Consider the following 21194-nt stretch of genomic DNA (forward strand, 5'->3'; position numbering starts at 1 on the left):
GGTCCCGTTTCCGTCCTGGAACCATGAAGAACGCAGCGAAGACGTTAGGCGTGGGGCTCGTGCTCGCCGCCACGGCGGCCTGCGGAGCGGGCGGCCCGGGAGCACCGGCGAACACGAGCACCCCACCGGTCGTCACCACACCCTCGGATCTGCCCACCTCGCTCCCGGCGAGCCCGCCGGTCGCGAAACCGCCGATGTCACGCCCGACCGCCGGCCCGCCGCCCTCGGACAAGATGCTGCCGCCGACCCAGGTCGAGGCCAAGGTTCCCGCGCAGGTCAGCGCGGAGAACGGCGGCTTGAACGTGCACATCGAACTGAGCGGCTGCGACGAGGCGAAGGCGGACCTCGCCGACCAGAACGCGCAACGAGTCGTGGTCAAGGTGATGATCGACCACGGCGACCCGGGGCAGATGTGCCCGCAGGTCATCCGCTACGCCGTCCTGCCGGTGAAACTCGCCGAGCCGATCGGGCCGCGGACCGTCGTCCTGGAAGCGGGTTGAGATCATGTGCAACCCCAAGGCGGCCTCGTTCCGTCCTAGCCACATGAGGTACTTAACGAATGTCATCGGCCTTGGCCTGATCGTCGTTGCGGTATCCGCTTGCGGGGCGCAGAACCAGGCAGCGGAACCCGCGGCCGGACCCGGCAGCGGCACCCTGAGTACCGTGCCGCCGTCACCGACCGCACCGCCGTCTTCGTCTCCGACGCCCGCGCCGGGGAGCCAGCCCGGTGTTCCGGGCGCGCCTCGTCAGGAAGTCCCGGAAGGCAGCACCAAGCTGCCGGACAAGCAGCTCGACGCGTCGGCGCTGCCCGCGGACTACCCGCGTGAGGTGTACACCAGCAACGGCGGGACCATCCTGAACGTCCGCGGCCAGGAAGGCGGCTGCGGGCACGCGACGGCGGAGGCCGCGCAGCAGGACGGGACCAGGGTCACCGTCAACCTGACCGAACTGAAGGGCCAGACCGGACAGATGTGCACCATGGACATCCGGCATCCGGTGATCTCGGTGGCGCTTTCGGCGCCGCTGGGGGAGCGGACCGTGGTGCTGAAGCAGATGCGGTAACGCTCACGGGCGTGCCATGAAAGGTCCTTTCCTTGCAAATTTTGCAAGGAAAGGACCTTTCATCTCACCGGAAGCTGATCTGCAGCACCGGTTCCGACGTGGCCTCGAAGAAGTCGTTGCCCTTGTCGTCGATGACGATGAACGCGGGGAAGTCCTCGACCTCGATCTTCCAGACCGCTTCCATCCCCAGTTCGGCGTACTCGAGGACGTCGACCTTCTTGATGCAGTCCTGCGCGAGCCGCGCGGCCGGGCCGCCGATCGAGCCGAGGTAGAACCCGCCGTGTTCGTTGCACGCGGCGGTCACCTTCTTGGACCGGTTGCCCTTCGCGAGCATCACCAGCGAGCCGCCCGCGGCCTGGAACTGCTCGACGTAGGAGTCCATGCGGCCCGCGGTGGTCGGCCCGAAGGAACCCGACGCGTAGCCTTCGGGCGTCTTCGCCGGGCCCGCGTAGTACACCGGGTGGTCGCGAAGGTACTGAGGCATCTCTTCGCCCGCGTCGAGCCGCTCGGCGATCTTCGCGTGCGCGATGTCGCGGGCGACGACGAGCGGGCCGGTCAGTGACAGGCGCGTCTTCACCGGCAACTGCGAGAGCTGGGCGCGGATGTCGGCCATCGGACGGTTGAGGTCGACGTTCACGACCTCGTCGGACAGGTCGTCCTCGGTGACGTCCGGCAGGAAGCGGGCCGGGTCGCGCTCCAGCTGCTCCAGGAACACGCCGTCCGCGGTGATCTTCGCCTTCGCCTGGCGGTCCGCCGAGCACGAGACGGCGACGCCGACCGGGCAGGACGCGCCGTGGCGCGGCAGGCGGATCACGCGGACGTCGTGGCAGAAGTACTTGCCGCCGAACTGCGCGCCGATACCGAACTGGCGCGTCATCTCCAGCACCTGCTGTTCGAGGTCGACGTCGCGGAAACCGTGGCCCAGCTCGGAACCCTCGGTGGGCAGGTCGTCGAGATAGCGTGCGGAGGCCAGCTTCGCGACCTTCAGGTTGAACTCCGCCGACGTGCCGCCGACGACGATCGCGAGGTGGTACGGCGGGCAGGCCGCGGTGCCGAGGCTGCGCAGCTTCTCGTCGAGGAACTTCGCGAGCCGCTTCGGGTTCAGGACCGCTTTCGTTTCCTGATAGAGGAACGTCTTGTTCGCGCTGCCGCCGCCCTTGGCCATGAACAGGAATTCATAGCTGGGAACTTCGGACTGACCGGCCGTGTTGTCCTTGTGATAGAGCTCGATCTGCGCTGGCAAGTTGGTGCCGGTATTGCGCTCATCCCAGAAATTCACCGGCGCCATCTGCGAATAGCGCAGATTCAACTCCTGATAGGCCTCGAAAATGCCTCGCGACAGCGCGCGCTCGTCGTCGGCGCCGGTGAGCACGCCTTCGCCGCGTTTGCCGATCACGATCGCCGTGCCGGTGTCCTGGCACATCGGGAGGACGCCGCCGGCGGAGATCGCCGCGTTGCGCAGCAGGTCCATCGCGACGAACCGGTCGTTGCCGCTGGCCTCGGGGTCGTCGACGATCGCGCGCAGCTGCGCCAGATGCGACGAGCGCAGCAGGTGCTGGATGTCGGTGATCGCGGTCTTGGCGAGTTCGGTCAGCGCCTCGGGCTCGACCTGGAGAAACTTCCGGCCCGCGGCCTCGACGACCTCGACACCTTCGGTGCCGAGCAGCCGGTACTCGGTGTGGGTGTCCTTCGCGAGCGGAAGGACTTCAGTGTGCTGGAACGTGGTGGGCGCCACTGCGCGGGCTCCTTTGCCGGCATCGGGAACCCGCCCACGGTACTAGGCGGGTCCCGAGTGACCGGCGTCACGTCCAGGATGAAGGCAAGGGGAATGCAATTCGCATCCCGCAATTTGTCGCCGGGCCCCACAAATTAGTTCGGGAGGCCGGGCCCACCCCGACGGACCCGACCTCCCGGGGAAAGCGATCCGGGCGCGAACACCCGACCGCGAAGACTTATTACCTGCTCGACGGTCTCGTGACGCAGGTCATAAGTCAACGCTGCCGAACGGGTGTTGCTTTTCCGCGCCGCGAAAGGCCCAATGAGGAACTACGAAGCGTAGGCGCGCAGGCGATCGGCCCGCTCACCCTGACGCAGCTTCGACATGACCTCACGCTCGATCTGGCGAACGCGTTCACGGGAAAGCCCGAAGAACTTGCCGATCTGGTCGAGCGTGCGCGGCTGGCCGTCGTCGAGGCCGTAGCGCAGGCGGATCACCTGGGACTCGCGGTCGTCCAGCGTCGCGAGCACGCGGCGAAGGTCGTCCTGGAGCAGACCGGAGATCACGGCGCTCTCGGCGTCGGTCGCCTCGGAGTCCTCGATGAAGTCACCGAGCGGGGCGTCCTCCTCGGTGCCGACCGGCATGTCGAGGCTCACCGGGTCACGCGAGTGGTCGAGCAGGTCGGAGATCTTGTGCGCCGGGATACCCGACTCGGCGGCCAGTTCCTCGTGGGTGGCGTCCCGGCCGAGCTGCTGGTGCAGGTCACGCTTGATGCGGGCCAGCTTGTTCACCTGTTCCACCAGGTGGACCGGCAGCCGGATGGTGCGTCCCTGGTCGGCCATTCCCCTGGTGATGGCCTGGCGGATCCACCAGGTGGCGTAGGTCGAGAACTTGAACCCCTTGGAGTAGTCGAACTTCTCCACCGCGCGGATCAGACCCAGGTTCCCCTCCTGGATCAGGTCGAGCAGTGGCATCCCCCGGCCGGTGTAACGCTTCGCGAGCGAGACCACGAGGCGGAGGTTGGCCTCCAGCAGGTGGTTCTTCGCGACGTGGCCGTCACGCACGAGGGCGGACATCTCCGAACGCCGCTTCGGCGTGAGGCTCTCGGCCGTGTCCAGCATGTGCTGGGCGAACACGCCCGCTTCGATGCGCTTGGCCAGCTCGACCTCGTCGGCGGCGGACAGCAGCGCCGTCTTGCCGATTCCGTTGAGGTACACGCGAACGAGGTCCGCGGCCGGGCTCTGTGCGTCGAGGTCTGCTGCTACATCGGTGAACGCCCCCGCGATCACCGGCTCCTCGGTGGACTGCGCCGGGATACGGCGCTCGCGAATCCCGCGCGCTTCGCGTTCGAGAGTCTGGACTGACATTCTGCCTCCCCGGTCACGGGCTGAACGTGCTGCGGTGTGTCCGCCGGATCCGCCTCGGCGTAGCAGGCCCTGTGGAAAGCCCGCTACTCCTCGCCGGCCCAGCTTGGCTGGACACTTTGCTCAACGCCGGGAGGTCCCAAAACGTTCCCGGCCGCTACAGAGGAGACGGGCGGCTGACCTGGGGCGTTGCTCCACCAACCCTGAGCTTTTCCTGAGAATGCCCGTGCGGGGGAGAAACAAACGTGGTCTAGACCTCTACGAGGAGGGTGAACGGACCGTCGTTCACGCTCCGGACCGCCATCATGGCCCCGAACCGGCCGGTTTCGACCCGGGCGCCGCGTTCGCGCAGGGCGTCGACGACGGCCGTCACGAGCGGTTCCGCGACCTCGGGCCGGGCGGCCGCCGTCCAGGAAGGACGGCGGCCTTTGCGGGTGTCGCCGTAGAGAGTGAACTGGCTTACGACGAGCAGGGGAGCGCCGGTGGTGGCGCAGGATCCCTCTTCGCGAAGTATGCGAGCTTCGTGCAGTTTGCGGGCCATCGTGGCGGCCTTCGTCACATCGTCGTCGACGTGGATTCCCAGCAGTACCAGCAAACCCGGTTCGTCGATGGCGCCGGTCACCTCGTCGCCGACGGTCACGCTCGCTTCCGTGACCCTCGCCACCACCGCCCGCATCAGGCGGCGGGGAGGAGCATGCCGTGGCGGACCAGTTCACGGACGACGGGAAGTGCGGCTTCGGCCAGCTCCTCCGGTTCGAGCCCCTGAGCGGCCGCCAGCAGCACGATCAGGTCTTCCAGCGGCAGCGCGCCCTGGCAGCCGGCCAGCAGGCGTGTCGCCAGTTCGTCGACTTCGTGCGACCAGCCGGGTCCGTCGGTGCGGTGCAGCCGCTGGACGGTCGTGGCCCAGCCCTCCTCGCCCGGCTCGGCGACACTCTCCAGAAGGACGCTTTCCGGGACGCGGAATCGGACATCGAGGAGCGAATCGCCGTTGGCGCGCAGCCATTCCACCCGATCCAGCCAGTTCGCCGCCTCCTCGCCCAGTGGGTCGTCGTAGGCCTGGCGCAGGTCCTCGCACACGATCGTCGGTGTCGTGCCGTCCGCCCGGCGAAGGGTGACGAAGCCGAAACCGATGCCCTGGACGTCGTTCTCGGCGAACCAGTCGAGCCAGGCGCCGGATTTCGCACGGCCTTCGGGCGACCGGGGATCGATTCCCGCGTCCCGCAGCCACGTGCCGACGTACAGGCCCGGATCCGCGATGTCCCGCTGGACGAACCACGCGTCGGTCTCGGCGGGAAGCCAGCGGGTCACCCGATCGCCCCAGTCCTCGCCCTTCACGTGCAGCCACGACGCGAGGAGCTGGCCGGTTCCGCCGTCGTTGAGGAACCCGGGCAGCTGCCGCACCACGAGCGCGCTGGCGTCGTCACCGGCGAGACCGGAGTCGCGGTAGGTGTAGTCCACGCGCGGCGGGCCGACCACGAACGGCGGATTGCAGACGATCTGGTCGAACCGGCGCCGCGCGACCGGCGCGAACCATTCGCCGCGCACGAGTTCGACGTCCAGTTCGTTGAGCCGGAAGGTGGCCGCGGCGAGGGCCAGCGCGCGGGCCGAGACATCGGTCGCGGTGACCTTCTTCGCGTGACGGGTGGCGTGCAGTGCCTGGACGCCGTTGCCCGTGCCGACGTCGAGCAGGCTGCCGACCTCGCGGCGGCTGGTGGCGCGGATCAGGCTGAGGGACGCGTGCCCGACGCCGAGCACGTGGTCCTCGGGCACGGTCTGGCCGAGGACGTCGGCGTCGAGATCCGAAACGACCCACCAGGAGCCTTCGTCGTCGCCGTGCGGACGCACGTCGAGCCCGGCCCGGTAGCCGTCCGCAGTGGGTATGAGCAGCGTCGCGGCGACCGCGTCATCGAGGGAGAGTGGCGCGAAAGCGGCCTCGACGTCTTTCTCCGGCTCGGTCGAACCCAGCAGGAACAGGCGGATCAGCGTGCCGAGCTCACCCGCGTCGCGGGTCGCGCGGTAGGCGAGTTCCGGTTCGCCGCGGCCGAGGGCGGCGTGCGCGGAGCCGAGGGCGCCGACCACGCCGTCGGTGTCGTACCCCGTCCGGCGGAAGGCTTCCCGCAGCCTCGCGCAGATGTCGTCGGACAGGTCGGGGAGGGCTGCTCGTGTGCTCACGGTGGGTAATACTGCCAGGATGAGGTCGTGAGCCTCGAAAGTGTCCTGGCACCGCTGCAGGCGGCGCTGCCCGGATTGGAAGACCTGTACATCGACCTCCACCGGCATCCGGAGCTGTCGTTCGCCGAAACCCGCACCGCCGCCGAACTGGCGCGGCGACTGGAGGCCGACGGCTACGAGGTGCACACCGGCATCGGGCGCACCGGCGTCCTGGGGGTGCTGCGCAACGGCCCCGGCCCGAAGGTGATGCTGCGCGCCGACATCGACGCGTTGCCGGTCGAGGAGAAGACCGGCCTGCCGTACGCGAGCACCGCGCGCGGTGTCGACGCCGACGGCCGCGAAGTCCCGGTGATGCACGCCTGCGGTCACGACATGCACGCCACCTGGCTCTCCGGGGCCGCGTCGCTGCTGGCGTCCGGCCGCGAACACTGGTCCGGCACGCTGATGGTCGTGTTCCAGCCGGGGGAGGAGGCCGGGGACGGCGCCGCCGGCATGGTCCGCGACGGGGTCTTCGGGCCTGCCGGCAAACCCGATGTCGTGCTCGGCCAGCACGTGGTGCCCGGTCCGGCGGGCTGGGTGCTGACCAGGCCGGGCGTGATCATGGCGGCCACGGACGCGCTCCGCATCACGTTGCACGGCCGGGGCGGGCACGGTTCGCGACCGGAGACCACGGTGGATCCCGCCGTGCTCGCCGCGTCCGTGGTGCTGAAGCTGCAAACCATCGTTTCGCGGGAGATCTCGGCGACCGAGTCGGCGGTGGTGACCGTCGGCTCGCTGCACGTCGGCACCGCGCACAACATCATCGCCGACCACGCCGTCCTCGAGGTCAACATCCGGTCGTTCGACCAGGCCGTGCGGGAGAAGGTCGTCGCGGCGGTCGAACGGATCGTCCAGGGCGAGGCCGCCACCGCGGGCGCGCCGAAAGCGCCGGAGATCGAGCGGATCGGCGCGTTCCCGGTCACCGAGAACGACGACACGGCCACCGAGGGACTCACCGCCGCCTTCCGCGACCACTTCGGCGAGGGCCGGGTGATGCCCGCGCCGCTGGTCACCGGCAGTGAGGACTTCAGCGAGTTCGGCCGCGCCGCCGGGGTACCGTCGGTGTTCTGGCTGGTCGGCGGCCTGGACGAGGAGAAGGTGATCGCCGCGATGACCGCCGGTCGCTTCGAACGGGACATCCCGTCGAACCACTCGCCGCTCTTCGCGCCGATCCCGCACCCGACGCTTTCGGCCGGCGTCGAGACGCTCGTGGTCGCGGCTCTGCACCGGCTCACCCACCCGGGTGTCGGATGAGCCCGGCGAGTGGGAGCATGGAAGCCGGAGGTGGTGCTGTGAACGCGCCCGCCCACGGTCCCGAACCGAGGGAACCCGCTCCGGTGCTGATCACCGAAGCCGCCCCATCCTACGAAGACCAGCTCGCCAAGCGGAAGCGGAAGTACATCATCATGATGTCGTTCCGCATCCCCTGCCTGATCCTCGCCGGGATCTTCTACGAGACCTGGTGGCTCGCGCTGGCCCTCATCGCGATCTCGATCCCGCTGCCGTGGATCGCCGTCCTCGTGGCGAACGACCGGCCGCCGCGCAAGAGCGAGAAGGTCAACCGGTACGAGGCCGAACCGACGCGGATCGAGAGCGGCGGTCATCGGGTCATCGACGGCGGCTGACTCGTTTCGCGCGTGCTATGAAAGGTCCTTTCCTTGCAAATTTTGCAAGGAAAGGACCTTTCATAGCGTTTTTCGGTTACGGCTACGGCTGCGGCCCGACCTTCGCCACCGCTCGCGCACCCAGCCGCGTCCCCGCCCGAAGGACCTCCACGGTCGACTCGCCGCGAAGCCACGCCGCCAGCACGCCGGCGTCGAAGGCGTCCCCGGCACCGGTCGAGTCGACGCACTCCGCGGGCTGCGCGGGCACCGAGGTGATGACGCCGCTCGCGTCCACCCAGCTGGCGCCGTCGAGACCGGCGGTGACCACGACCTCGCCGACGTAGTCCAGCAGTTCCTTCGCCGCCTCGGGATCACTCGACCCGGTCAGCGCGACCAGTTCGCTGGTGTTCGGCATCAGCAGGTCGACGCCGCGCACGTCGTCGAGGAAGGCCGCCGGGTCGGTGATCAGCGTCGCCGCCTGCGGGTCGACCGACGTCGTCAGTCCGGCCTTCTTCGCCGCCGCCAGCGAGGCGAGCGCCGCGGGCCGTGAAGACGGGTACAGCAGGACATAGCCCGAGAGGTGCAGGTGGCTCGCGCCGCTGAGCGCCGCCTCCGTGATGTCGGAAGGGCTGAATCGCGCGTTCGCGCCGCGGTCGGCGAGCATGCTCCGTTCACCGGCGCCGTCGACGAGCACCACGACGCAGAACGTCGGTTCTTCGGGATCGACGGCGAACTCGCAGCGGACACCGGCGGCTTCCAGTTCGCCCTTCACCATGCGGCCGCCGGAATCGTCGCCGATCCGCGCGACCAGCGTGGTCTCCGCGTCCTCTGCCCGCAGCCACAGCGCGGTGTTCGCGCCCGCGCCCCCGCTGGTGAAGTGGACCTTCGCGCGGATGTCGCCGCCGTGCGGGATCGGGCCTTCGTGCCGCGCGACGACGTCGAGGCCGACGTCGCCGACGACGACGATGCCGCTCATGCCGCGGTCCCGGCGAGCGCGACGGCCACCTCGGTGGCCAGTTCCGCGTTGGAGAGCACCAGTGCCTCGTTCGCGTCGAGGCTCACGCCGTCGCTCGCGGTGTGGAAGTGCTCCAGCAGTACCGGCGTGACGTCCTTGCCGTGCACGCCTCGCGACTTCAGCAGCTCCAGCCCTTCGGCGAGCAGCCGGTCGTGCAGCTCTTTGTCCATTTCGGACGCTTCGGGGATCGGATTCGCAAGCAGTACACCGGAATTCGCGTGCGCGCGATGCGCGGCGATGACCGAGGCGGCCTGCGCGGCGTCGTCGACCCGCCACGGCACCTCGTAGCCGGAGGAGCGGAGGTAGAACGCGGGGAACTCGCCGGTGCGGTATCCGAGCACGGGTACCGAGTTGGTCTCCAGCACTTCGAGTGTCGCGGCGATGTCGAGCACCGACTTCACCCCGGAGCAGACGACCGTGGTCGGCACCTTCGCCAGCACGCCCAGATCAGCCGAGACGTCCCAGCTCTGCGCCGCGCCTTGGTGGACGCCGCCGAGCCCGCCGGTGGCGAACATGCCGATCCCGGCCGCGGCCGCCAGCGCCGCGGTGCTCGCGACCGTCGTCGCCCCGGACCGGCCGAGGCCGACGGCCGGGCCGATGTCGCGCAGCGAGAGCTTGTCCAGGTCCGCGCCGGGCGCGCAGACGCGTTCCAGCTGCTCACCCGAGAGACCGATCAGGGGGACGCCGTCGAGGACGGCGATGGTCGCGGGGACGGCGCCGCCGTCGCGCACGACCTTCTCCAGCCGCCGGGCGACGTCGAGGTTGCGGCCGGGCGGGAGGCCGTGGGAGAGGATGGTGCTCTCCAGTGCGACGACGGGATCACCGGCGGCGAGGGCGGAGGCGACCTCTTCGTGAAGGGACAGTTGCGGAGTCACGAACGAACATCATCGGTGATGTGGGTCCGCGTCACGCCATCGGGTCAGTTCGTTCGCGAGGTTCTCTCGCGCCTTGCTCTCCCAGCGTGCCCGCGCGATGTCGCTGCGGTACAGCCGCGGCCGGGCCAGCAGGTTCTCCAGCACGGCCGAGCGGCCCGTCCGCCACTCCTCGTCGGAGTAGATCGAATACTCCGCCCGGACACCGTTCGCGTATTCCTCGTAGCGCTCCGGCGTGGCGCCGAGGATCGCGAGGTCGGCGTCGAGCAGCGCCGTGGCGAGGAGGTCGTCGTCCGGGGCGGAGTGGTGGATCGTGCCGAGGACGAGTTCCCCGGCGCGCTCGACGTCTGCCCGGGGGACGCCGGCGTTGGTGAGCTCGGCACGGGTCCAGGCCGCGCTCGCCCGTTCGTCCTCGCCGGGGCGGGCGTCGTAGACGACGTCGTGCGTCCAGGCGGCGATGGCGACGAGTGCTCGCTCGCGGGAACCCAGGCCGAAGGCGACGGCGAGGTCCCCGCTGTCCCGGGCGACGGCCTTGACGTGCCGGAGATCGTGGTAGTGGCGATGCGGCTCGGCGTAGCGGGTTTCGAGGTCGTTCCATGCGACGGCGGCGATCAGGTGATCGCCGCCGAGCCTGGTGACGGCGGTGGCCCAGATCATGCCGGGAACACCCAGCGAGTCGGGGATCCCGAGAAGTCCTTTTCCAGCATGCCGAACACCTTCCGTGGCCGGACCCGGATCGACGCGTTCGAAGCGGGGTCGAGCATGTCCATTCCGTACGTGGTCTTGTATTTGCCGTTCACGGCGTCGAGAAACGTCCGCAGCGCGCCGAGGTCGGTGACGATCTCGGCGGGGCCTTCGAGCACCACGGGTTCGTAAGGATCGTCTGTCGACACCGAGACCGCGGAACCGGCGGCGACGTTGCGCGCCTTGGCCGAGCGCAGCGAAGACGAGAACCACAGCGCGTCACCCGTCCAGGCTGCCCACACCGGCATGAGGTGCGGGCGGCCGCCGGGGGTGACCGTCGCCACCCAGTAGTCGTGCGAGTCCCGCAGCCGGCTCTCCGCCCAGGACCAGGGCAGCAGACCGGTGCCCTCCCCGGCCGGAGCCGTCCCGTAACCCGGCATGTACGGCCTGGTCGCCGACGGTTCCGTCATCGCGCCTCCACCTCAGTCGAAGATCCCGCGTGCTTTGGCCACCTCGTGGAGCCAGCCCTCGAGCTGCGGCTCCCACTTGACCCGCTCCAGTGCGGCGTGGTCGACCTTGAACAGGCCGAGGAACTCCTGGCCGCGTCCGCCGAACCCGCCGCTCTTGGACACCCGGACCCGTTTGGTCACCTCCAGCACGACCTGCGTCTCCGAGGGCGAGGACAGGAAGGTCACCGCCACGGAGGTGAAGACGGGCGCGAACCGCGGTGAAGGGGTGAAGCGGATCTCCTGGAAGAACGGGAGCTGCTGGATCGCGCCGTTGATCCGGCCGCGTTCCAGCACGGCCTCGCGGAAGACGAAGCCGATCCGGCTGAAGGCGTCCAAGATCCGTTTCTGCGCGGGCAGCGGCTCGATCGCGGCGCCGTCGACGTCGACCGGGTCGGTGACGGAGTTCGCGATGTCGAGGCTGGTCTGGAGGCCGACGGCCATCCCGTTCAGCGGTTTGCCGAAGATGCTGGAGATCGGCGTCTCCCAGGGCAGGGCCACCTCGAACGGCAGGCGGATCTGCTGACCGGGCGCGATCCGCTCGTTGCCCGCCAGCTGCTGCACACCGAACTCGAGGTCCTCGACGCCGGGGCGGCGTTCGTCCGGCAGCGTGACCCTGGCGAGCAGCTTCACCGAGAGACCGTTGATCTCTTGATCGACTTCGCCGCCGAGCAGCAGGACCTCGCCGCGCAACGGGCGGCCGGGGGAGACCGTGCGGTCGAGCAGCCGGGCGTCGATCTTCGCCCCACCGGAACCGAACGTCGCGAGCACCTTCTGGAACATGGGCGAGATCCTGCCAGGTCGCCGGTGTGCGCAGGAGGATTTGGGGCATTATGGAGGGGTGAGTACACAGACCCTTCCGAAGCCGGATACCCGCCCCGAGGGCACCGACAGCACCGACGACGACGCGCCGAAGATGTTCCACTACGTGCGCAAGAACAAGATCGCCGAAAGCGCGGTCATGGGCACGCACGTGGTGGCGCTGTGCGGCGAGGTCTTCCCGGTGACGAAGTCGGCGAAGCCCGGTTCGCCGGTCTGCCCGGACTGCAAGAAGATCTACGACGGTCTCAAGCCGGGCGACTGACACCTGACCGTTGTCCGAAACCGGACAAAATCTGAAAATCCTTCACATGGTGGCTGCCCGTCCCGGTTTTCGCTGGTAATTCATTAGCGCCAGCGAAACCCCGCCGGGACGGAGCCTTCATGCGTAGAACCGGGATCGTGCTCGCCATCGCCGCGTTGGTCGCGGTGTTCTCACCCGCCGCCGCCCAAGCCGTAACAGGCTGGACCATCCTCGGCTCGGACAACGCCCGCCCGCTCGACGAGGGTCAGGGCCTGGCCACCATCGAACGGCCGTCCGGGACCATCTACCGCTACACCGGGATCGCGACGGTTCCGGTGAACCTGGCGTCGCAGGGCTGGAACCACGTCGGCGATCCGGGCTCCGCGCAGGGCTGGTACGTCGAGCCGTACCAGCGCGACGACAGGGGCGCGAAGCTCTTCCGCGTCGAGTCGCCCAACGGGACGTGGGCGAACTACACGCACACGCTGGAGTCGTGGGAAGCGAACAACAACTCGTTCGCCGCCGTGACCCCCGACGCCCGCTGGATGGTGGCCGGTGAGTGGGGCACGATGGACCGGCTCCTCGTGCACCCGATGCCCGGCGTCGCGCATACGAATCCGTCGGCGAACCTGCCGTACGCGTCCGCGATCCGGCTCGACAAGCCGGTGCGGGACATCCAGGGCTGCGACTTCGTCACCGCGACCCGGCTGCTGTGCGCGTCCGACGATCCCGAGGGCTCGCTCTTCGGGACCACGAAGCCGCTGCTGCAGGTGGATCTTTCCGGCGCGCTGTCCGGTTCGGACGTGACCGGGCGGGTGACCTCGCTGGGGCAGCTGCCCCTGAAGAGCACCTGCAGCGGGAATTTCGAAACCGAGGGCGTCGACGTGGACGCGAGCGGGATGCTGCGGGTCGTGGTGCTGTCGCCGTCGTGGTGCGTCGCGTTCGACAGCAAGACCTGGCGGTTCCGGAAGGCGTAACTCACGTGATCAGACGCGTAACTCGCGTGATTGGAGGCGTACCTGGTCCAATCACGCGAGTTACGGCTTCCGTCACGCCCGGGTCTACGAAGCCGGCTCCGGGGTCAGCGTCTCGGTGGCCGGGGCCGAAGACCGCCGGGCGTCCTTCTTGGCGCGGCGCTTCTCTTTCCGGGTTTCGACCATCGTGTAGAGCGTCGGCACCAGGATCAGCGTCAGCAGGGTCGAGCTGACCAGGCCGCCGATGACCACGATCGCCAGCGGCTGGCCGATGAATCCGCCCTGGCCGGTCAGCCCGAGCGCCATCGGGACCAGCGCGAAGATGGTCGCCGCCGCGGTCATCAGGATCGGCCGCAGCCGTCGCCTGCCGCCTTCGACGACGGCGTCGGCGACGCTCATCCCCGAAGCCCGGTACTGGTTGATCAGGTCGATCAGCACGATCGCGTTGGTCACCACGATGCCGACGAGCATCAGCATCCCGATCAGCGCGGGCAGGCCCAGCGCGGTCCCGGTGGCGAGCAGCAGCCCGATCGCGCCGGTCGCCGCGAACGGGATCGACACCAGCAGGATCAGCGGCTGGAGCAGGCTGCGGAACGTCGCCACCATGATCAGGTACACGATCGCGATCGCGGCCAGCAGCGCGAGGAACAGGTTCCCGAAGGCCTCCTGCTGGTCCTCGCTGACGCCGCCGAGCTGGTACGCCGCGCCGCCGGTGAAGGTCAGCCCGTCCAACTTGGCCTGGATGGCCTTCGTGGTGGCGGCCAGGTCCGCGCCGGTGTTCTTGGCGGTGACCGTGGTGCTCAGCTCGCCGGAGGTGCGGTGCACCGCCGCCGGTCCGTCCACTGTGGACACGTTGGCGACCGAGTCGAGCCGGACGACGCCGGTCGCGCTCGGGATCGGCAGCGCCTTGACCGCGTCGACCGACACCGGGGCGGTGCCCGCGCGCAGCACGATGTCCGTGCGCTGACCGTCCACCGGCAACTGGGTCACCGTGCGGCCTGCGATGGCCTGGTTCGCGATCTGGCCGATCGTGGTCGCCGAGAGCCCGCTCGCGGCGGCCTTGGCGGCGTCGACCTCGACCTGCACCCGCGGCGAACCCTGCGCGAGGTCACTGGTCACCTCGGTGAGGTCCGGCACTCCGGACAGCGCCTGGCGGACCTGCTCGGCGGCCGGCTTCAGTGCCGCCTCGTCCGGTGCGGTGACGGTGATCGAGACCTGGTCCGAGTTGAACCCGCCCGCTTCCGCGCCGATCTTGACCTCGCCGAGTTCCGGCTTGTCGAGCTTGCCCCGCAACCGGTCCGAGAGCGCGTCGAGGTCGGTGTCCTTGGCGACGGTGACCTGGATGTTGGTCGCCGTCCCGCCGCCACCGAAGAAGCCGCCCCCGCCGATGCTCACCTGGTAGGTCTCGACGGCGGGTTCGGCGGCGAGCGCCTGCTCCACCGCGCCTGCCGCCTTCTCCTTGGCCTCGGAACCGGTGCCGGGCGGCAGCTTCTGCGAAAGGCTCAGCGTCGTCGAGCCGGACTGGTCGAGGAAGTTGGTGTTCAGCTGCGACGCCAGCCCGACCGTGCCACCGAAGATGATCAGCGCCAGCAGCACCACGGTGACGCGGCGCCGGGTGGCGAACCGGATCACCGGAACGTACCCGCGCTGCAGCAGCCCGCGGCGTTCCTTGTCTTCGGCGGCTTGACGCGTGAGCTCGGCTTCGTGCTCGTTCGCCGGGGTCTTCGGCGGTTTGAGGAACCAGTACGCCAGCACCGGCACGATCGTCAGCGAGACCAGCAGCGACGCGAGCAGCGCCACGGTGACCGTGATCGCGAACGGAGAGAACAGCTCGCCGACGAACCCGCCCACGAAGGCGATCGGCAGGAACACCGCGACCGTGGTGAGGGTGGACGAGGTCACCGCCCCCGCCACCTCGCGCACGCCGTCGAGCACCGCGCGCTCTTTCTCCTCGCCGTACGCCAGATGTCGTTTGATGTTCTCCAGCACCACGATCGAGTCGTCGACCACCCGCCCGATGGCGATGGTGAGCGCGCCGAGGGTGAGCAGGTTCAGCGAAAGATCGCCGGTCCACAACGCCAGCAGCGCCACGACCACCGAAAGCGGGATCGACACCGCCGTCACGAGCGTGGACCGCAGTGACAGCAGGAACAGCAGGATCACCAAGACCGCGAACGCCAGCCCCAGCAGGCCTTCGGTGGTCAGTCCGCTGATCGCGTCCTTGACCGGGGTGCCCTGGTCGAACACGACGCTCATCTCGGCGCCGATCTTCTTCGACAGTTCGGGCAGCTTGTCCCGCACCGATTCCGAGATCGCGACCGCGTTCCCGTTCTCCACCATGGTGATCGAGAGGCCGAGGCTCGGCTTGCCGTTGGTGCGGGTGATCGACGTCGGCGGCGCGAACCCGGCCTGGACGTCCGCGACATCCCCGAGCTTCACGGGCTTGCCGGCCTGTGCGCCGGGGCGCGACGGCTGCGACGGTGTCAGGTAAAGGTTCTTGATGGTGTCCACTGTGGTCGGTCCGCCGCCGACCTGGACGGTGAGCGTCTTGTCGCCTTCGGTCAGCGTCCCGGCCGGGACGGCGGCACCGGCGGTCTGCAGCGTGGTGGCGATCGACGACGGGTCGACACCCGCGGCGGCCAGCTTCGCGTAGTCCAGCGCGATGGTGACCCGCGGCTGCCGCGCACCGGTCACCTCGACCTCGCGGACGCCGTCGATCTTGCGCAGTTCCGGCGCGACCTCCCCGGTCAGCGCGGGCGCGAGCGCCTGCGGGTCGCCGGTGGTCCCGGCGGCGAGCAGCACGACCGGGAGATCATCGGTGGACCCGGCCGACACCGACGGCTCGCTGTTCTGCGGCAGCCGTGCCTTGAGCCCGTCTACGACGCGCTGGATCTGCCCGACGGCCGCGTCGATGTCCGTGCCGAACTCGAACTGCGCGGTGATCCGCGACAGTCCCTCCGACGACGTCGAGCTCAGCTCTTCAAGCCCCTTCAGGCCCTGCAGACCGCCTTCCAGCGGCTCGGTGACCTGGCGGTCGACCGCGTCCGGCGACGCGCCCGCGTACGGCGTGATGACCTGCGCCTGCGGGAACTGCAGTGACGGGAACAGCTGCTGCTTCAGCTGCGGCAGGGCGAAGGCGCCGAAGCCGATCACCACCAGGGCGAGCAGCCCGATGAGACTTCGGTTGCGCAGGCTCAGTCTGGCCAGCGTGGACATGGCGGGATCCCCCAGGAATGGCTCGGACGGGCGGGTTACCGCGAGCTTTTCATGGCGGGGGGTGGACTGGATTCACACCACGGGTGGAACCGGAGTACGACTTCGGGAGGAGGTCCGGCGTCAACTTCGCCGTTCTGTCACCTGATCGGCTTCGCTCTGCGTTTCTTCGTTCACGGATTGTTCCGTTTCGCTTTCGCCGTTCTGGCGGGGACGGCGGAGCGGGACGGTCGTCCGTTCCCACAGTTTGCGGCCCTCTTCGGCGCGGATCCGTTCGCTGGCGCGTTCCATTTCCAGCCGCCGCCATTTCCGGCGCTGGCGTTTCGTCGCCTTGGCTGGCCACAGTTCCTGGATCGCGCTGTTGAAGTACGCGCCGAAGACGACCGCGAGCCCGATGAAGAACATCAGCAACAGGAACGCGATCGGCGCGGCGAGCGCGCCGTAGGTGTAGCCGGTCTTGGTGATCCAGTTCAGGTAGATCCGCAGGCCAACACTGGAGAGCAGGAACACGATCATGGCGAGCATCGCGCCCGGCAGGCCGCGATGCCACGGCAGCCGTCGCGGCAGCGCGAGCTTGTAGAGCGTGGTGAGCGCCAGCACGATCATGCCGCCGAGGACCGGGTAGTACAGCGTGCCGACCCAGTAGGACACCGTGTCGCGCCAGTCGGTGGGGAAGAACTGGGGGAGCAGGTCCGGCCCGATCGCCAGCAACGGCAGCCCGACCACCAGGATGACCAGCCCGGCCAGGTACAGCAGGAGCGCGAAGATCCGCTGCCAGACGTCGTTGCGGACGCCGTACTGGTCGTGCGCCACGGTGATCGCGTCGACGAACGAGGACATCGCCGACGAACCCGCCCAGAGCGAGATCAGGAAACCGACCGAGACGATCTCGCCCTTGCCGACGAACAGGATGCTGTTGACCGTCGGCTCGATGATGTCGTGGACGGCGTTGTCGCTGAAGATCGTCTTGCTGAAGGTGATGATCCGGTCGTGGACGGCGGTCACGACCTCCTGGCCGAACCAGTCGCCTACGAAGCCGAGGCAACCGAGGAGACCCAGCAGCAGCGGCGGCAGTGACAGCGTCTGCCAGAACGCGGCTTCGGCGGCCTCGGAGAAGATGTTGCCGTCCCACGCCTTGCTGAGCGTGCGGCTGAGCAGGCGCAACGGACCCCTGCGGCCCTTCGCGACCTCGGCGGCCGTATCCGGACGGCCGTTCTCCTCGCTCATGCAGCTCCTCCGCCGGCGCCGAGCGCCCTTGACGGTGTCCAGCATGGTCCATGCTGCGGCATTCGGCTCGTCACCCCTGGGTTTTCGGGTGAGTAACCCGACAACGGGGGTGGCGCTTCCGGCGTTCCATGGGCGCGGCAGGTAGTCTGTTCGGAGTGCCCTCACCTCAGGCGCCGGCGTCGCCGCCGGATACCCAAGTGGGGGTTTTCGCTTGTGACAGGGCGGATGACCAGGTGTTTTCGGGTGTGGGAGGAGGGGACCGGCATGGCGGAAACGGTTGAACGCGATCGGGGCGAGCTGGGCGCACCTCCCGCGGCGAAGGACAGCACCGCCCGGCCGCTGCGTGCCTGGCAGCGGCGAGCGCTGACGAAGTACCTGACGAAGAAACCGAAGGACTTCCTGGCCGTCGCGACGCCGGGCGCGGGGAAGACGGTGTTCGGTCTCCGGATCGCGGCCGAGCTGCTGAGCGACCGGACCGTCGAGAAGATCACCATCGTCGCGCCGACCGAGCACCTCAAGCACCAGTGGGCGGCCTCGGCCGCGGCCGCGGGGATCGCGATCGATTCGAACTTCCGCAACGGCACCGGCGTCACCTCGCGGGACTACCAAGGTGTCGCGGTGACCTACGCGCAGGTCGCGGCGCATCCGACGCTGCACCGCGTGCGCACCGAGAACCGCAAGACACTGGTCATCCTCGACGAGATCCACCACGGCGGTGACGCGAAGTCCTGGGGCGACGCGGTCCGCGAGGCGTTCACGCCCGCCGTCCGCCGTCTCGCGCTGACCGGGACGCCGTTCCGCAGCGACGACTCGCAGATCCCGTTCGTCACCTACGAGCCCGACGGCTCGGGTTTCCAGCGCAGCAAGGCCGACCATTCCTACGGCTACGCCGACGCGCTCGCCGACGGCGTCGTCCGGCCGGTCGTCTTCCTGGCCTACTCCGGTGAGGCCTCCTGGCGCACGAGCGCGGGGGAGGAGTTCACCGCGCGGCTCGGCGAGCCGCTGACGGCCGAGCAGAACGCGCGGGCCTGGCGCACGGCGCTCGACCCGGCCGGCGAGTGGATCCCGTCGGTGCTGCAGGCCGCGGACACACGTCTCGCGCAGCTTCGCGCCAACGGCATCCCGGACGCGGGCGGTCTGGTGATCGCCACCGATCAGGATTCGGCGCGCGCCTACGCCAAGATCCTGGAACGCCTCTCCGGCCAGACCCCGACGGTCGTCCTCTCCGACGACCCCAAGGCGTCCGGGCGGATCAAGGAGTTCTCCGATTCGACCGACCGCTGGCTGGTCGCGGTCCGGATGGTGTCCGAGGGCGTCGACGTCCCGCGTCTCGCCGTCGGCGTCTACGCCACGAGCGCGTCGACCCCGCTGTTCTTCGCGCAGGCCATCGGCCGGTACGTGCGTTCGCGCAAACCCGGCGAGACGGCTTCGGTCTTCCTGCCGAGTGTGCCGGTGCTGCTGGAACTGGCCAGCGAGCTGGAAGCCCAGCGCGACCACGTCCTCGGCAAGCCGCACCGCGAGAAGGAAGGCTGGGAGGACGAACTCCTGGCCCAGGCCAACCGCACCGAGGACGAGCCGGGCGAGGAGGAGAAGGCGTTCACCTCGCTGGGCGCCTCCGCCGAGCTCGACCAGGTCATCTACGACGGCAACTCCTTCGGCACCGCGGTGTTCTCCGGTTCCGACGAGGAGCAGGAGTACCTCGGCCTGCCGGGGCTGCTGGAGCCGGACCAGGTCCGCGCCCTGCTGCGGAAGCGGCAGGAGGAGCAGCTCTCCGACGAGAAGCGGCGCAAGCCCAAGGCCGAGGAGGCCGCCCCGGTCGCGCGGCCGCAGTCGGTCAGCGAGCGGCTCGGCAGCCTGCGCAAGGAGCTGAACGCGCTGGTGGGCGTGCACCACCACCGGACCAAGAAACCGCACGGCGCGATCCACAACGAACTGCGCCGCGTCTGCGGCGGACCGCCGACCGCGATGGCTTCGGTCGAACAGCTCGAAGAGCGGATCGTCACCCTCCGTTCCTGGTGATCGCTCCGTACCAAGCGCTATGAAAGGTCCTTTCCTTGCAAAATTTGCAAGGAAAGGACCTTTCATAGCATTGGGCACGCGGGAGCGGCGGCGTGAGTGTCTGAGGTACCACCTGCCCGCTCGGACGGCACGCGTGATCGGACGGACGACACACGTGCTTGGACGGACGACTCGCGTGTCGTCCACCCAGTCATGTGTGATCGCCGGCTCGGTCCAGTGAACGCCCCGGTCAGCGCGCCACTGCCGCTGCTGCTGTCACGCTGAGTGAGTGGTGGCGGTCACACTGTCAGCGAACCGAGACTTCGTGCGGCTTGCTACGGCCACGTTGCCAAACCGTGTCCATTTGATGCGGCTTAATCGATTCAGCCGTCTTCCCCGGGACACATTCGGCGGCATATGTTGTCGCCCACAACATATGCGCGATGGTGCGACCGGTCCTCCTGGATCGCCGCCCGCGAGCAAGATCGGAGAAGGAACGAGGATGCGCAGCAGAACCCTTACCCTCCTCGCCGCGACGGTGGGCGCCGGCCTGGTGCTTTCCGCCTGCGGTGCCAACAGCGCCGACTCGGGCAGCGGCAACTCCTCGCAGTCCGCGCCCGCCCCCGGCGGTGCCGCCGCCGGCGGCAAGGTCGGCGTCATCCTGCCGGAGACCGCCACCTCCGCGCGCTGGGAGTCCTTCGACAAGCCGTTCCTGACCAAGGCGCTCAAGGATGCCGGCTTCGACGCCGACGTCCAGAACGCCCAGGGTGACGTCCAGAAGTTCACCACGCTGGCCGACGGCATGATCGCGCAGAACGTCAAGGTCCTGATCATCGCCGCCATCAACGGCGAGGTCGGCTCGGCGGTCGCCCGCAAGGCGCAGGCCGCGGGTATCCCGACGATCGATTACGACCGCCTGAACCTCGGCGGCAGCTCCGACTACTACGTCTCGTTCGACAACGAGAAGGTCGGCCAGCTGCAGGGCCAGGGACTCGCCGACGCGCTGAAGGACAAGAAGGGCGCCGAGGTCGTCATGATCGAGGGCGCCCCGACCGACAACAACGCGACGCTGTTCGCCAACGGCCAGAAGTCCGTGCTGCAGCCGAAGTTCGCCGCCGGTGACCTGAAGCTCGTGCGGGAACAGGCCATCGACAACTGGGACAACCAGAAGGGCGGCCAGACCTTCGAGCAGATCCTGACCGACAACAAGGGCAGGGTCGACGGCGTCGTCGCCGCGAACGACGGTCTCGCCGGCGCGGTCATCACCGTGCTGAAGAAGAACGGCCTCAACGGCAAGGTCCCGGTCACCGGCCAGGACGCCACCGCGGACGGCCTCATGGCGATCCTGCGCGGCGACCAGTACATGACCGTGTTCAAGCCGATCAAGGAAGAGGCCGAAGCCGCGGCGAAGCTCGCCGTGCTGCTGGCCAAGGGCGACAAGGCGGGCGCCGACGCGCTGGCCACCGGCAAGGCGAAGGACCCGAAGGGCAACCGCGAGGTCAAGTCCGTGCTCCTCGAGCCGAAGATGACCACCAAGGAAGGTGTCAAGGAGGTCGTGACGCAGGGCTACGTCAAGGCGGCCGAGATCTGCGGCGGCGACCTGGCCGCGGCGTGCACGCAGCTCGGTATCTCCTGACCCGTTAAATCCAGACAACCGGGCCGGGACGCTTCTCGCCAGACAAGC

At 68.9% G+C, this 21194-nt stretch carries 19 protein-coding genes; 8 read left to right on the forward strand and 11 right to left on the reverse strand.

Going from position 1 to position 21194, the window contains the following annotated elements:
- Window positions 1–23: 23 nt before the first annotated feature.
- Both ACLJO0_RS13645 and ACLJO0_RS13650 read left to right on the forward strand, forming a co-directional pair.
- Window positions 24–500, forward strand: coding sequence for a hypothetical protein (locus tag ACLJO0_RS13645; RefSeq protein WP_410578874.1), 477 nt, complete (start codon window positions 24–26; stop codon window positions 498–500).
- Between the two features lie 163 nt (window positions 501–663).
- Window positions 664–1062, forward strand: a complete 399-nt coding sequence (locus tag ACLJO0_RS13650) for a hypothetical protein (protein ID WP_410578876.1) — start codon at window positions 664–666, stop codon at window positions 1060–1062.
- 64 nt (window positions 1063–1126) lie between these two features.
- Here ACLJO0_RS13650 and ACLJO0_RS13655 read toward each other — a convergent pair whose 3' ends face one another.
- The 4 genes from ACLJO0_RS13655 to ACLJO0_RS13670 form a co-directional block, all read right to left on the reverse strand.
- A complete protein-coding gene (locus ACLJO0_RS13655; RefSeq protein ID WP_410578878.1) occupies window positions 1127–2797 on the reverse strand; it encodes a fumarate hydratase in 1671 nt (556 codons plus the stop codon).
- A gap of 311 nt (window positions 2798–3108) precedes the next feature.
- Window positions 3109–4146 (reverse strand): sigma-70 family RNA polymerase sigma factor, encoded by a 1038-nt coding sequence (locus ACLJO0_RS13660; protein ID WP_410578880.1) that lies wholly within the window; start codon window positions 4144–4146, stop codon window positions 3109–3111.
- 247 nt (window positions 4147–4393) lie between these two features.
- Window positions 4394–4819, reverse strand: coding sequence for a D-aminoacyl-tRNA deacylase (gene dtd, locus ACLJO0_RS13665; RefSeq protein ID WP_125793624.1), 426 nt, complete (start codon window positions 4817–4819; stop codon window positions 4394–4396).
- Window positions 4819–6315 (reverse strand): methyltransferase, encoded by a 1497-nt coding sequence (locus tag ACLJO0_RS13670; RefSeq protein WP_410578882.1) that lies wholly within the window; start codon window positions 6313–6315, stop codon window positions 4819–4821. Before ACLJO0_RS13670 ends, dtd begins: the two co-directional genes overlap by 1 nt.
- Before the next feature lie 27 nt (window positions 6316–6342).
- Between ACLJO0_RS13670 and ACLJO0_RS13675 the strand changes: the two genes are divergently transcribed.
- Window positions 6343–7608: an amidohydrolase gene (locus ACLJO0_RS13675; RefSeq protein WP_410578884.1), complete on the forward strand. Its 1266-nt coding sequence runs from the start codon at window positions 6343–6345 to the stop codon at window positions 7606–7608.
- Between the two features lie 17 nt (window positions 7609–7625).
- Entirely contained in the window at window positions 7626–7979 is a 354-nt protein-coding gene (locus ACLJO0_RS13680; RefSeq protein ID WP_410578886.1) for a DUF3099 domain-containing protein, read from the forward strand.
- An 82-nt stretch (window positions 7980–8061) separates the two neighbouring features.
- Here the strand turns inward: ACLJO0_RS13680 and ACLJO0_RS13685 are convergent, their stop codons facing one another.
- From ACLJO0_RS13685 to ACLJO0_RS13705, 5 genes are read right to left on the reverse strand one after another with little or no spacing between them, the layout of a single operon-like run.
- Window positions 8062–8934 (reverse strand): carbohydrate kinase family protein, encoded by an 873-nt coding sequence (locus tag ACLJO0_RS13685; protein ID WP_125780209.1) that lies wholly within the window; start codon window positions 8932–8934, stop codon window positions 8062–8064.
- Complete coding sequence (locus tag ACLJO0_RS13690; protein ID WP_125793629.1) at window positions 8931–9848, reverse strand: pseudouridine-5'-phosphate glycosidase; 918 nt, start codon at window positions 9846–9848, stop codon at window positions 8931–8933. The genes ACLJO0_RS13685 and ACLJO0_RS13690 overlap by 4 nt, the downstream gene beginning before the upstream one ends.
- Before the next feature lie 9 nt (window positions 9849–9857).
- Complete coding sequence (locus tag ACLJO0_RS13695) at window positions 9858–10502, reverse strand: hypothetical protein (protein WP_125793630.1); 645 nt, start codon at window positions 10500–10502, stop codon at window positions 9858–9860.
- Window positions 10499–10999 carry a pyridoxamine 5'-phosphate oxidase family protein gene (locus ACLJO0_RS13700; protein ID WP_410578889.1) on the reverse strand — a complete coding sequence of 167 codons (501 nt, stop codon included), beginning with the start codon at window positions 10997–10999 and terminating at the stop codon, window positions 10499–10501. The genes ACLJO0_RS13695 and ACLJO0_RS13700 overlap by 4 nt, the downstream gene beginning before the upstream one ends.
- A gap of 12 nt (window positions 11000–11011) precedes the next feature.
- Window positions 11012–11818, reverse strand: a complete 807-nt coding sequence (locus tag ACLJO0_RS13705; RefSeq protein ID WP_125780217.1) for a sporulation protein — start codon at window positions 11816–11818, stop codon at window positions 11012–11014.
- Between the two features lie 58 nt (window positions 11819–11876).
- Between ACLJO0_RS13705 and ACLJO0_RS13710 the strand changes: the two genes are divergently transcribed.
- A complete protein-coding gene (locus tag ACLJO0_RS13710) occupies window positions 11877–12119 on the forward strand; it encodes a DUF3039 domain-containing protein (RefSeq protein WP_199746296.1) in 243 nt (80 codons plus the stop codon).
- 119 nt (window positions 12120–12238) lie between these two features.
- Window positions 12239–13075 carry a hypothetical protein gene (locus ACLJO0_RS13715; RefSeq protein WP_410578892.1) on the forward strand — a complete coding sequence of 279 codons (837 nt, stop codon included), beginning with the start codon at window positions 12239–12241 and terminating at the stop codon, window positions 13073–13075.
- Window positions 13076–13159: 84 nt separating this feature from the next.
- Here the strand turns inward: ACLJO0_RS13715 and ACLJO0_RS13720 are convergent, their stop codons facing one another.
- Together ACLJO0_RS13720 and ACLJO0_RS13725 are read right to left on the reverse strand one after the other, a co-directional pair.
- Complete coding sequence (locus ACLJO0_RS13720; RefSeq protein WP_410578894.1) at window positions 13160–16288, reverse strand: efflux RND transporter permease subunit; 3129 nt, start codon at window positions 16286–16288, stop codon at window positions 13160–13162.
- Between the two features lie 120 nt (window positions 16289–16408).
- The gene (locus ACLJO0_RS13725) at window positions 16409–17512 is read right to left on the reverse strand and encodes a YihY/virulence factor BrkB family protein (protein ID WP_410578896.1); all 1104 of its coding nucleotides are present in this window, start codon (window positions 17510–17512) and stop codon (window positions 16409–16411) included.
- Between the two features lie 264 nt (window positions 17513–17776).
- On the opposite strand from ACLJO0_RS13725, the gene ACLJO0_RS13730 reads away from it, so the two are divergent.
- Both ACLJO0_RS13730 and ACLJO0_RS13735 read left to right on the forward strand, forming a co-directional pair.
- Window positions 17777–19531: a DEAD/DEAH box helicase gene (locus ACLJO0_RS13730; RefSeq protein ID WP_125780226.1), complete on the forward strand. Its 1755-nt coding sequence runs from the start codon at window positions 17777–17779 to the stop codon at window positions 19529–19531.
- Window positions 19532–20012: 481 nt separating this feature from the next.
- On the forward strand, window positions 20013–21146 hold the full coding sequence (locus ACLJO0_RS13735) for a sugar ABC transporter substrate-binding protein (RefSeq protein ID WP_410578898.1): 1134 nt from the start codon (window positions 20013–20015) through the stop codon (window positions 21144–21146).
- Window positions 21147–21194 lie beyond the last annotated feature (48 nt).

This window comes from Amycolatopsis sp. lyj-108 (assembly GCF_046549005.1).
Classification (GTDB): Bacteria; Actinomycetota; Actinomycetes; order Mycobacteriales; family Pseudonocardiaceae; genus Amycolatopsis.